The organism is Rhodococcus sp. P4_B6 (assembly GCF_056402215.1).
Map to the genome: position 1 here is coordinate 1 of NZ_JBFUHV010000106.1, position 12,403 is coordinate 12,403.

11 protein-coding genes are annotated in these 12,403 nt (G+C 66.2%); 2 read left to right on the top strand and 9 right to left on the bottom strand.

Annotated elements, in window-relative coordinates; translation table 11 throughout:
- The 6 genes from AC1DWT_RS33935 to AC1DWT_RS33960 all read right to left on the bottom strand — a co-directional run.
- Positions 1–1,472 (bottom strand): gamma-aminobutyraldehyde dehydrogenase (locus AC1DWT_RS33935; RefSeq protein ID WP_477924040.1); only part of this gene is annotated, 1,472 nt, incomplete at its 3' end.
- Positions 1,473–1,531: 59 nt separating this feature from the next.
- Positions 1,532–3,013, bottom strand: coding sequence for an aldehyde dehydrogenase family protein (locus AC1DWT_RS33940; protein ID WP_083395536.1), 1,482 nt, complete (start codon positions 3,011–3,013; stop codon positions 1,532–1,534).
- Between the two features lie 43 nt (positions 3,014–3,056).
- Positions 3,057–3,482 (bottom strand): hypothetical protein, encoded by a 426-nt coding sequence (locus tag AC1DWT_RS33945; RefSeq protein WP_072948731.1) that lies wholly within the window; start codon positions 3,480–3,482, stop codon positions 3,057–3,059.
- On the bottom strand, positions 3,479–5,119 hold the full coding sequence (locus tag AC1DWT_RS33950) for a GMC family oxidoreductase (RefSeq protein WP_072948733.1): 1,641 nt from the start codon (positions 5,117–5,119) through the stop codon (positions 3,479–3,481). Before AC1DWT_RS33950 ends, AC1DWT_RS33945 begins: the two co-directional genes overlap by 4 nt.
- Positions 5,120–5,331: 212 nt before the next feature.
- Complete coding sequence (locus AC1DWT_RS33955) at positions 5,332–6,036, bottom strand: FadR/GntR family transcriptional regulator (RefSeq protein ID WP_241031573.1); 705 nt, start codon at positions 6,034–6,036, stop codon at positions 5,332–5,334.
- A gap of 155 nt (positions 6,037–6,191) precedes the next feature.
- Positions 6,192–6,464, bottom strand: coding sequence for a hypothetical protein (locus tag AC1DWT_RS33960; protein ID WP_083395535.1), 273 nt, complete (start codon positions 6,462–6,464; stop codon positions 6,192–6,194).
- Between the two features lie 59 nt (positions 6,465–6,523).
- Here AC1DWT_RS33960 and AC1DWT_RS33965 point away from each other — a divergent pair, with 59 nt between their 5' ends.
- Positions 6,524–6,940, top strand: a complete 417-nt coding sequence (locus AC1DWT_RS33965) for a pyridoxamine 5'-phosphate oxidase family protein (RefSeq protein WP_072948734.1) — start codon at positions 6,524–6,526, stop codon at positions 6,938–6,940.
- 76 nt (positions 6,941–7,016) lie between these two features.
- On the opposite strand, the gene AC1DWT_RS33970 is transcribed toward AC1DWT_RS33965, so the two are convergent.
- Positions 7,017–7,802, bottom strand: coding sequence for an SDR family NAD(P)-dependent oxidoreductase (locus AC1DWT_RS33970; RefSeq protein WP_206015487.1), 786 nt, complete (start codon positions 7,800–7,802; stop codon positions 7,017–7,019).
- Positions 7,803–8,434: 632 nt separating this feature from the next.
- Here AC1DWT_RS33970 and AC1DWT_RS33975 point away from each other — a divergent pair.
- Positions 8,435–8,635 carry a hypothetical protein gene (locus tag AC1DWT_RS33975; RefSeq protein WP_143051384.1) on the top strand — a complete coding sequence of 67 codons (201 nt, stop codon included), beginning with the start codon at positions 8,435–8,437 and terminating at the stop codon, positions 8,633–8,635.
- A gap of 1,353 nt (positions 8,636–9,988) precedes the next feature.
- Here AC1DWT_RS33975 and AC1DWT_RS33980 read toward each other — a convergent pair.
- Both AC1DWT_RS33980 and AC1DWT_RS33985 read right to left on the bottom strand, forming a co-directional pair.
- Positions 9,989–10,699 carry a substrate-binding periplasmic protein gene (locus AC1DWT_RS33980; RefSeq protein WP_477924045.1) on the bottom strand — a complete coding sequence of 237 codons (711 nt, stop codon included), beginning with the start codon at positions 10,697–10,699 and terminating at the stop codon, positions 9,989–9,991.
- 75 nt (positions 10,700–10,774) lie between these two features.
- A complete protein-coding gene (locus AC1DWT_RS33985) occupies positions 10,775–12,190 on the bottom strand; it encodes a glutamine synthetase family protein (protein WP_072948739.1) in 1,416 nt (471 codons plus the stop codon).
- Positions 12,191–12,403: the final 213 nt, after the last annotated feature.

The window sequence follows — 12,403 nt, forward strand, 5'->3', positions numbered from 1 at the left end:
TGCCAGTCCTTGCGGGCGACGCCGGTGATATCCGACATCACATGCTTGATGTTGGTGTACTCGTCGAGCGAGTAGGTCGACATGTCCTTGCCGTAGCCGGACTGCTTGTATCCGCCGTGCGGCATCTCGCTGATGATCGGGATGTGGTCGTTGACCCACACGCACCCGGCGGCGATATCGCGGGTGGCGCGTTGCGCCCGGTACAGGTCCCGGGTCCACGCCGACGCGGCCAGACCGAACGGGGTGTCGTTGGCCAGCGCGATGCCCTCGTCGTCGTGATCGAAGGGGAGCACGACCAGGACCGGGCCGAAGATCTCCTGCTGCACGATCTCGCTGTCCTGCGCGGCGCCGACGACCAGGGTGGGCTCGTAGTAGAAGCCGTCGGCGAGGTCGCCACCCGGGATTGTTCCGCCCCGTACGATCGTGGCACCGCCGGCGCGGGCGCGGTCGACAAACCCTGCGACGTGCTCCTGCTGGCGGCGCGAGACCAGCGGCCCCTGATCGGTGGCCGGATCGGAGGTCGGCCCCAGYCGGACGGTGTCCATCACGGCAGCGACACCGTCGACGAACCGGTCGAACAGCGGACGCTGCACGTACGCGCGGGTCGCGGCGGTGCAGTCCTGGCCGGTGTTGATCAGCGACGCGGCCACCGCCCCCTGAATGGCGGCCTCGAGGTCGGCGTCGTCGAAGACGACGAACGGGGCCTTGCCGCCCAGTTCCAGGTGCAGTCGCTTGCCGGCCGCGGCGGCGGCGATGCTGTGTCCGACCGGGGTGGAGCCGGTGAACGAGACCATGCTGACATTGCGGTGGGTCACCAGGGCGCTGCCGGCGGTGGTGCCCTTGCCGGTGATCACGTTGATCACGCCGTCCGGAATCCCGGCGCGGGTGGCGGCCTCGGCGAACAGCAACGAGGTCAGCGGGGTGATCTCGGCGGGTTTGAGGACGATGGTGTTTCCGGCGGCCACCGCGGGCAGGATCTTCCACGCGGCCATCTGCAGCGGGTAGTTCCACGGGGCGATCGATCCGACGACGCCGATCGGTTCGCGGCGGATGCTCGAGGTGTGATCGCCCGAGTACTCGCCCGAGGCTTTGCCCTCGAGGTTGCGTGCCGCGCCGGCGAAGAAGGTGACGTTGTCGATGCTGCCCGGCACGTCGAACTCGGTGGTCAGCTTGATCGGTTTACCGGCCTGCGCCGACTCGACGGTCGCGAGCTGATCGGCGATCGTCTCGAGTTCGCGGGCCCACCGGGTCATCACCTCGGAGCGGTGGGCCGGGGTGGCGCCGGCCCAGTCCGGTAGGGCGCCGGCGGCGGCGGTGACGGCGTCGTCGACGTCCTCGGTCGACGCGAGGGGGCCGGTGACGACGGTCCGACCGGTGGACGGGTCGAGTACGTCGAACGTGTCGGCGGACTTGCCGTCACGGTAGCGGCCACCGATGTACTGCGCGGGGCGGTCCCAGATATGTTGCGCCACAGTGATTCCTTCGTTCTTCCGGACAGGGGAGGGGTGGGGTCGGGGTCGCGGTGGGCCGGTCAGCGGTTGTCCACCATGACGTGCTTGAGGCGGGTGTACTCGAGCAGTCCGGCCTCGGCGTTCTCGGTGCCGATGCCCGAGGCCCCGAATCCGCTGACGGGCAGGTCCGCGGCGAAGACCAGGTGGTTGTTGACCCACACGGTGCCGAAGTTCAGGGCGTTCTGGACGCGGGTGGCGGTGCCGACGTTGCTGGTGAACACCGACGACGCCAGTCCGTACCGGGTGCCGTTGGCCAGCGCGATCGCCTGCTCTTCGGTCTCGAAGGTCTGCACGGTGAACACCGGGCCGAAGATTTCCTCCTGGACCAGTTCTTCGTCATCGGCGACTCCGACGACGATCGTCGGGGGGAAGAAGAACCCGTCACCCTCGCAGTTCTCGCCGCCCGCGACCACGCGGGCGCCGGAGGTGCGGGCCTCGATCTTGGCGAGTACCCGGTCGCGCTGCTGGGCGGAGTTCAGGGGCCCGATGGTGGTGGTGGGGTCGAGGACGTCGCCGAGCTTTTCGCGGCTGCACCGCGCCTTCAGTCCGTCGACGAATGCATCCAGCAGGGACGCGTGCACGATGACCCGGCTTGCGGACATGCACTCCTGGCCGGTGTTGTACAGCCCGCCGATCGCGATCGCGTCGAGCGCGGATTCGAGGTCGGCGTCGCCGAACACGATGACCGGGGAGTTGCCGCCGAGCTCCATGATGGCCTTCTTGACGCCGTCGGCGGCCGCGATTCCGACCTTGCGGCCCGTCTCGATGGAACCGGTGAACGAGACCACGTCGACCTTCGGGTGCCGGGCGAGGGCGTCACCGGCGACGGCGCCGGTGCCGAAGACCACGTTGAACACCCCGTCCGGGAGAACGCGGGCGACGATCTCGGCGAGCCACGCGGTCGAGTACGGAGTGGTCTCGGCGGGCTTGAGGACGTACGTGTTGCCGGTGGCGAGGGCCGGGAACACCTTGGCGACCGCCTGCAGCAGCGGGTAGTTCCACGGTGTGATGCCGGCGGCGACGCCGACCGGTTCGCGGCGCATGATCGAGGAGACACCCTCGAGGTAGTCACCACTGGAGGGGGCCGGCAGGGTGCGGGCGGCGCCTGCGAAGAACCGCATCGCGTCGATCACCCCGGGCAGTTCCTCGTCCCGGACCGCGGTGATCGGCTTGCCTGCATCGACTGCCTCGATGATCGAGATTTCCTCGAGCAGTTCCTCGGTCAGGGTGGCGATGTCGAGCAGGAACTTCGAGCGGGCCGCGGGGGTGAGGGCCGCCCACCCGGGCTGCGCGGTGCGGGCGGCGGCCACCGCAGCGTCGATGTCGGCAGCGGACGAGGCCGGGACCGTGCCGATTTCGCGGCCGGTGGACGGGTCGAGCACCGTGATGGTGTCGGGCGAGCTCGACGGGGTCCAGCGACCGTCGATGAAGTTGCCGGTCACTCGTCCGGCGAGCGTGCGCAGCACCGAACGCTGATCGGATCCGATCGTGGAGAGGGTCATGGGTGAGGTCCTTTTCTTTTCAGGCAGGTCTGGGGTGACGGGGCTATCGAGGTGTCGGTCGGTAGGAGCCGGGGTAGTTCATCGCTGCCTCGAAGACCTCGTCGGAGAGTTCCTCGGCGGCGTCCTCCAGGCGCGGCGGGTTGCGGTGCTGACCGGGGTAGCCGATCAGCTCTCGGACCGCGGGCACGAGGTAGTAGGCGCCACTGACCGCGGTCGCCAGCACCTCGAACCGCGCCCGGTCGCTCTCGTGCAGGTCGATGACTGCCGGTTCGAGGTCGGGGACCGTCTCCAGTTGTGTCAGCTCCGTCTGCAGCGCACCGACCAGGTCCGCGCGTGCGGTCAGGGCCCGCTCGAGCCAGATCCCGTCGGGGTCGGCGTCGCGGAGGCCGGGCCGGGTCGCCGTGGCGGGGATGAGGACGTCGGCGACGCGCCAGAGCGTCTGCCGTTCCTGCTCGCTCAGGTGTGTCATTCGGAAATCTCCTGCCAGCGTGCGTTGTTCGTGAGGTGTTCGGCGGCACGCAGCGCTAGTGCCGTGATGGTCGCGGTCGGGTTGACCGCACCCGAGGTGGGCATCACGCTGCCGTCGACGATCGCCAGGTTCGGCACGTCGTGCGCGATGTTCCACTCGTTGACCACCGACGTGGCGGGATCGGTGCCCATCGTGGCCGTGCCCAGCAGATGTCCGGGCTGCTCCGGCCACAGGTCGGTCGCCACCGTGCGGACCGCTCCGGCGGCCTCATGCGCCTCGACGGCGCGTTCGAGATTGAACTGCAGAAGCTTCTTGGTGTTCTCCGACAACCGGTAGCGCACACGGGGAGCCGGGATGCCGTTCGAGTCGGTGAGCGTTGGGTCGAGATCGACGTGGTTGCTCTCCTCCGGCATGTCCTGCGAGTTGATGCCCCACTGCAGGCCCCGGCCGAGCGTTTCGTCCATACGGTCGTGCACCGCCGGCCCCCATTTCTCGGCGAACGGACGCCGGTCGTGCAGCGACAGTGCGCGCAGCGGCCCGCCGATGGGCATGACCTGCCACTTCGCGCCGCCGACGAAGCCGCGGGATGCGTCGGTCTCGTAGAACTCGAGCGAGTGAATGGCCTGCCCGGCCGGTCCCAGCCAGCTGTCGAGCGGCTCGTCATAGATGCCGGTGACCTCTGCGTTGGGATGCAGCATCAGCCGCTTGCCGACTAGACCGGACGAGTTCGCCAGCCCGTTCGGGGCGCCGCCGTGCGCGGAGAGCAGCAACAGTCGTGGGGTGCCGATACCGTTCGCGGCGACGACGACAAGTCGGGCCTTCTGCCGGTGTTCGCGGCCGGCGGCGTCGACGTAGACGGCGCCGTCCGCGCGCCCCTCGGCGTCGACGGTGATGGTGGAGACCCGGGCGCCGGTGATCAGCCGGGCGCCGTGCCGGATGGCGGTCGGCCAGTGGGTGAGATCGAAGGACGACTTCGCCCCCTCCGGACAACCGGTCTCACAGGTGCCCCACCGGGCGCAGCGCGCGAACTCACCATGCTTCTGGGAGGCAATCGCGTTGGGGGAGGGCCACCAGTGCCAGCCCAGCTTGTTCATCCCGCGAGCCGCGATCCGCCCGATCTTGCCGATCGGATGCGGCGGCAGCGGCGGCACCATCCCGTCGGGGTACATCGGGTCGCCCTCGAGTCCGGCGAGGCCGACGGCGGCGTCCATCCGGTCGTAGTACGGGGCGAGGTCCTCGTAGGTGATCGGCCAGTCGTCGGCGACACCGTTGAGGGTCTTGACCCGAAAGTCGGAGGGCAGCAGGCGCATCCAGTGCGCGCTGTAGATCAGCGTGCTGCCACCGACGCCCGCGAACATCACCGGAGAGACGTCCGACTCGGACACGTTCGTCGGATAGTCCTCGGCGTTGCCGCGCACGTTCGGTTCGGGGTACCACTGCTTCTGCGCCAGCAACTCCCATTCCGGCTTGACGGCAGGAAACTCGCCGCTATTGACCCAGCGGCCCTGCTCCAGGCAGACCACCGTGAACCCGTGCCGGGCCATGTGCTCGGCCACGACACCGCCGGATGGGCCGGCGCCGATGATCAGGACATCCGCCCGATCCGAAGGTGTAGGTGTCCCATCGCCGATTGTCATCGGGATATCTCCTCCCGGCCACGCGGGCCTTGGGTCGTACCGGAGCGGCAACCGCAGGTCGCGCATTCGCTCGTCAGTTCACTCACGCGGCGCCGAGACGCCGATCACACCTAAGAGGATAATTAACTTGGCCATTTTTGGCAAGATAGATGCAACTGAGGCGGATGATCGTCAGATCATCCGCCTCAGGAAAGGGAAAAAGGGGGAGTGGGTCAGTGGACGCCGGCGGTGAGGAAGGCCGGCAGCTGCCGGTGCGGGGTGCGCTGGAGGACGTCCGCGACGATGCTCTCGAAATGGCCGAGATGCCGGTACATCTCCTGCTCGATCTCCACTGGGTCGCCCCGCTTGAGCGCTGCCAGCGTCGCTTCGTGCAACTCCACCCCGCATTCGTAGTCTTCCGGGGTGCGCAGCATCATGTCGTGGACGGGGGCGAGCTCCTTTTCGAGTCCCTTCATCATCGCCTCGAGGGACGGGTTGCCCGCGGCGCGCCAGATGGTCCGGTGGAACAGCAGTTCGGCCTGAGCTGCCCGGCTGAGGTTGTCCTTGTGGGCGCGCAGTAGATCAATCGAGTGCTGCATCAGCTGGTAGTGCTCGTCCGTAGCGCGCACGGCGGCCAGTTGCGCCACGCGCGGCTCGAGGGTCTTGCGCGCCTCCAGGATGCGGAAGATCTCGTCCGCCTGGAGAGGGTTGGCCTCCGGCAAATTCTCGAGGCCCTCGGGAATCCAGATCGAGATCACCTCGGGGTTGCCGTGCCGGCCCGGGCGGCTGCGGAGGATGCCCGCCTCGACGAGCTTGGAGATCGCGCTGCTGACCGTCGGACGCGAGACGTCCATCTGTGCGGCGAGCACCCGCTCCCCGGGGAGGACATCGCCTTCGCGCAGCTCACCGGACTTGATGCGGTCGATGATCTGGTGCATGACGTCACCGCCCGCGCTTCGGCTCCGTACCGGCCTGAAGTCCCTCACCATTGCCTCCTCGTGCGTTGCCGTGCCCGCTCCATTACATGGTAAGACATCTGCCAAATATGGCCAGTCATTGTGTCCGCTGAAGATGTGGATCGGTTGCGGTCCCGCTACGGGGGTGACGCCCCCGCCAGCACCGCGATCGCGCTGGTGGTGAGACCGAGGGTTGCGACGAGGATGCCGAGGAGGGCCCACAGCGACGCGGACTCGTCATCATTTGCGGAGTGGGCTGCGGTGCCCAGAAGGCCGGCGGCGAGTCCACCGACCCCCAGGACGACGCCGACTCCCGGCATCCAGAACGTCACGACGGACAGCATGCCGAACACCATCGCGACAACGGGGAGCAGTGAGGTGCCCATGCGCTGCGGTTGTTCCACCATCATATGTGTAAGGTAAATGAAACTATCCTTTAATGGAATGGGAGAGCGATGTCTAACTTTGGATGGATGCCGAGGAACGGCGTCGGTTCCTCAGCGAGAAGCACGTGGCGGTGATTGCTGTCGCCCGAGACGGCGCGGCGACCCTGGCGGTGCCAGTCTGGTACCGACTCGACGAGTCGGGGGACCTCCTGGTGTGGACAGAACGCGGAACCGTCAAGGAACGACTGGTCCGCGCAAGCGGTCGCCTCAGCCTGGTCGTCCAGGACGAAAAGCCGCCGTATCGATACGTCAGCGCCGAGGGACCGGCCACGATCGTCGACGCAACGACACGCGAGGATGTCCGCCCGATCGCGCACCGGTATCTCGGGCCCGACGAGGCCGAGGCCTACCTTGCAGAGTCGTACAACGACAAGGCCGTACTGCTCCGAATGAGCCCGATTACCTGGCACACCGCCGACTACAGCAAGCCCACCTCTTGACGGGGCCGGAGCGGGATCCGCACTCACAAACGTAGAAACAGCTCCACGGTAGAACAGCTCCCTATATGCCGCGGGGTCAGTTCGTGTACAGCGCCGCGCCGAGTCCGCCGTCGACGACGATGGCCGCACCGTTGACGAACGACGCGTCGTCCGAGACGAGGAACCGCACCACATTGGCGACTTCCGCGGGTTCGGCGATCCGCTCCACTGGATAGGCRGAGGCAATTTCCTGCCGTGCCAGCTCAGGGTCGGCATGGGCAGCAAAGTACTGCTGGACCATCGGGGTGTTCATGTCACCGGGAAGCACTGCGTTGGCGCGGATTCCGGCGCGCGCCAGTTGGCGCGTGACGGCGATACTGCGAGTGAGTCCGAGAACCGCATGCTTGCTGGCGGTATATGCGGTCAGCATCGGGTCTGCGCTCACCGACAGGACGGAGGCGATGTTGACGATGCTTCCTCCGCGTCCGTGTCGCAGCATCGCGGCTGCGGCATGTTTGCACACCCAGAAGGGGCCGCGCACGTTCGTCAGATCGATGGCGTCCCAGTCCTCGTTTGTGGTCTCCAGAAAGTTCCGTTCGATCTGACGTCCGGCATTGTTGACCACGAAGTCGAGCGTTCCGAAGCTGGTCTCGACCTGTGTGAGGGCGTCGACCACGCTCGGTTCGTCCGTGACATCGGCCTGTAAGGCGACGACGGTCCCTTGCAGACCCCGGGCCATTCGCGCGGTTTCCTGCAAGGTGTCGGCGTTGCGGCTCAGGGCGATGACATTGGCGCCGTGGGCGGCCAGCGCCAGCACTGTTGCCCGGCCGAGACCACCGGAAGCGCCGGTGACGAGTCCGGATTTAGCTGTGCAAGAGAGCATGTGGCTCCTCAACTAGGGCGAGATCGCGACTGACGGGCCCATTGCGAGATATCCCGCTCCGGGCGCGTGACTGCGAGACACGGCGACCAAACCCAGGGTCATCGACACCGGGCACTCGTCGGGTTCCGCGAATGACTCGGTTCGGGATTCGCTGACTGGGATGGGAAGAATGGTTGTTGCCCGAAAACCTACCGTGGCAAGCGGCCGATGGCCCAGGTTTGCGCAACCTATTTATGTCCCGCTTATCTCCCGTTACAGAAGTGCCCACACTTGATCCTGCGAAGATTCGACGCTGACGTGACCATCTCCGCGTCAGTGATGAGTTGTGCTGTGTGACCGTGAAAAGCGCGTCTGCGTCATTTCAGAACGATCGTCACCACGTTGGGCACACAAGGGCATCAGTGGCCTGCTCGCCGTTCAGGCGCTCGGCGACACCATCGGCAAGCCGCGCCATCTCATCGCCGACCGCGCCTACAACTACGTCACCAACGACACGTTCGCCCTGCCCGTCTGGGAGCTCGGCTACACCACCATCTACGACCTGCACCGCTCCAGCGCTCGCGGCACACACCCCGGCCCCGGGAGTAGCGACACCACGATGGACGTCGGCGTGCGTGCGCGACTCGCACAGCATGCCGACGACATCCCGCACACCGGGCACCCCGTGCGGCTGCGGGTGCACCATCACATTGTCCGACGCGGACTACCCGGACCTGCGGATGCCGTTCCAGCGCGGCACCCTCGTATGGGAGGCGTCGTATCACCGCAGGGTCGGGATCGAGAGCCTGTTCGCCGACCTCAAACGCAACCGCCTCACCGCGGATACTGGCTGAACATCCTCAATCTTCACGACTGGGTCACCCGGCGGGAGGTTCTCGATTCCTGGGGTCGGTTCCTCGACGAACCCGAACCCGAACGCCGACCTCGACGGYGGCGGCGCAGCACCCACTCCGCCACGCGCTACGCAGCATCTCTGGCCGCCACGGGACCGGGCAGATGACTGCTCCGCCCCGCCGCCGGAATGCACGGATCCCGGTAGCCGACCTCGACCACCCACCGAAAATGACCGGTTATCAGGCACGGGTTCGCCAGATTCACCGCCCCACAGCGCCGAACATCGGGCACACCGACCGAAGATCCGCTCGAAACGGGCATCACAGCGTCGAATGCGCAGAAATAGGGGTCCGAATCCGATCCCGGGCCAAAATTGGATGAGAGGCGCGCGCTCGAGCCTGCTGCCGCTACCGTCGATACGGGCCACGCTTCGCCAAGAGGCCGTCACGCCGACGTTGCGCATCAGATGCACCTTCCTGACGTGACTTGGAAGATACTTGCGTCAGTCGGTCGAGCAAGAGGCGGCTCAGCCCAGTTCGCTCCATCCCAGTCGCCGGCGGAAGCGCATCTCATTCGGTGCCAGGCCGGCATCGATCGAGGATCATCTCTCGAAACCGGCTCGAGATGATCGGTGACATGTGGATGATGTCGAATTAGGATGTGGGATACCATTGTTAGATGTCGAGATCGCGTCTACTACGGTCACCGCAGCGCCCGCCGTAGCGACTCGTCTGAGACTCACGCACGGGGGTGGCAGGGTCCTTGCTTGCTGCGTTGCGTGGCATGTGCTTATCGGATCGTTGGGCGTGCGAAGTAGGCAGTGTGTATTCGGCAGGCGATACTGGGATCGCAGTCTGACAGGTATGTCGCCTGTCGGAGGGCTTCGGAGAAGCGGGCTGCGGTCATCCCGAACTGAACCATGATTTCATCCGCCGGCGGGCCTCCGTACGGGAGCCAGGTCAATGCAAGGCGAATCAGCTGGTCGGCCTCTCGCGGTATGCGGGAGTGTTTTTCCGTGCGGAGTTTGTCGCGCAGACGTTGTCTGCGGGGGAGTCGGTACGCTGCGGGGTGCTCGTCGTCGGCGGCGGTTGTGTCGGCGAGATGGCTTCTGCTGGATTTGGGGTCGGGACGGAAGTTGCGGGTCTTGGTGGGCGGTTCAGGCATGGGAAACCAGCTGTCTCGGGAGTGTGTTCATTCGAAGTGCGCGGGATCGGCCGGCGCCGGTCGCTACAGTCGGGCGGCGGTCAGCTTGTGGCCGGTCGGGGCGGCGGCCGCCGCCCCGGTGCAGATGTCGGCGTCCGCCGCCCGCCTTCACGGGCGGTTGATACCGTGCCGGGAGGGCGACGGCAGCTTCACAAGGGGAATGCTTTGTTGGGGAAGGTGTTGTTCCAGATTTCGGCGAGCGTGCCGTCTGCGATCAGATGCTGGATCGCCCCGTTCAGACTGTTGCGCAAAGCATCTGAATCCTTGCGCACCGCAATGCCGTACGGGTTTCCTGTGGGTGCGATGAATGCGACCCGCAGCTTGCCGGTGGCTTCGAGTGCCGGTAGGACGATTTCGTCGTCGACGAACGCATCGATGGTGCCGTCGATGGCGGCGTCGGCCATTTCGTGGAATGCATCGTCACCGGAACCGAATTGGACGACCTCGGCGCCGGCGAATGATGCTGCCAGTGCAATGTTGGTGGTGCCCGTGATGGCTCCGACCTTGCGGCCGACGAGGTCGGCGGCCGAGCAGACGGGGCTGTCGCTCCGGACGACCACTCCCTCGTCGAACCGTCCGTAGGGGATGGTGAAGTCGACAATCTTCTCGCRGTCGGCAGTGATGGCCTGGTTACACAAGATTGCATCGCACCGCCGTTCGGTCAGGGTCGGCACGAAATCGGACCACCGACGTACGTCGACCCACTGCAGGTCGAGGCCCAGGTAGTCGGCCAGCGCACGGCCGAGGTCGGGTTCGTAGCCGACTCGCACGCCATCGACGACCGATGTCATTGGGGGAGCGGCGATGTCCGTCGAGCACAGGACGAGAGTTCCGGATTGAATGAGTTCGAGATCGCTCACGGTAAGGATCCTTCTGAAGGTGATACCGGCATGGAGGATCGGACCCCGCCCTGGGGCGGGGTCCGACATGATGAGTTACGGGGTGTAACGCAGGTAGGTGTTGAAGTCCCAGTCGGTGATCGCGCCCGAGCGCCGGTTGCATTCGTCACGCTTGCAAGAGGTGAAGGTGTCGTAGAGCGACCCGGGCAGAACGGAGCGGACCGCCTTGTCTTCCTCGAGGGCGTCGAGGGCTTCGGACAACGTCAGCGGCGGCGGCGCGAAGGTTGAGGGAGCATCGTCGCCGGAGGGTGCGTAGGCGTTGCCGAGTTCGGGTTTGCCGGGGTCGACGTTGCGACGGATGCCATCGGCCATCGCGCCGATCAGCGCGGCGTGGGACAGATAGGGATTGACGGCTGCGTCGGGGGACCGGACTTCGACGCGTCCGGGCAGCACGCGATAGTTGGTCGTGCGGTTGTCGTATCCCCAGTTGGTGACCGCCGGGGCGAACAGTCCAACGTCCCAGAAGCGGGCATAGGAGTTGGTCGTCGACGCGAACACCGCGGTCATTCCGCGGGTGTGCTCGAGCAGGCCGCCGAGCGCGTGGCGTCCCAGTTCGGTGAGATCGTCGTCGTCCGCGAACACGTTTTCCTCGCCCCGCCACAGGCTCGCATGGTGGTGGCAGCCGTTGGCCATGATTCCGGGGACCGGCTTGGGCATGAAGGTGGCCAGAACACCGAACTCCTTGGCCACCGCCATGCAGATTTGCCGGTAGGTGATCAGTCGGTCGGCCGTCGCGAGGGCGTTGTCGTAGAGGAAATTGCACTCGAGCTGACCAGGGTCTTCGTAGTCGGACTGGATCATCTCGAAGCCCAGTTCCTGAGCGTACTGCGTGATGCGCTTGAGGATCGGCATCATTTCCGCGATGTGCTCGAGGTGGTAGGACGGGCCCACCCACTCGGGGAAGAAGGAGGCGGAGCGGTCGATGGCGTCCGGACCGCTGAACCAGCTCATCTCCGGTTCGCACCCGGTCCGGAGTTCGAGCCCCGTCTCTTCCCGGAAGGCGGCGATGACGCGCTTGAGGTTGCCGCGAGCGTCGGCCTCCTCCGGCTCTCCAGGCCCGACCTCCTCACGCAGCGAGCGGTAGTGGTCGCAGAACACTCGTGCCACGCTCCGGTCCCACGGCAGGATCTGCGCCGTGCCCAGGTCGGGCACCAGCAAGCCCTCCCGGGTGCTGATACCACCTGGTCCGAGCAGCTCACCGGCCAGGCTCGCCTGCAGGCCGCCGGCGGCGGCGTAGCCGAACGGCACGCCCTTGCGGGCCGCAGTGTCGAGGAAGTATTTGGCCGGCATCACCTTTCCGAGGACGCGGCCCTGCACACTCACGTACTGGCAATGCACGTGCGTGACACCGCGTTCGTCGAACAGCTGCCGACACCGATCCAGTTCGGATTCGCGGGCGGGATCGCTGAGCGCCAGCTCGAGTGGGGTCGTGTGTTCGCGGGGGGTGGGCATACTTTGGCCTCCGGGTCTCAAAGATAGTGTGCTGCGCCGCACCCCATCAAGAGGATTCGGTCGATGGTGCGTGCGGCACGGGAACCCAGGGTCGAACCCTGGGTGGTTAATTTAACATCTGACATTAGATGTTAGGCTTTTGTTTCCTGTTTCGCAAGCCCCGAGTGCCCGTGCATTCGGCATCGAGACCGGTCTGTACGAATGTTCCGGCGC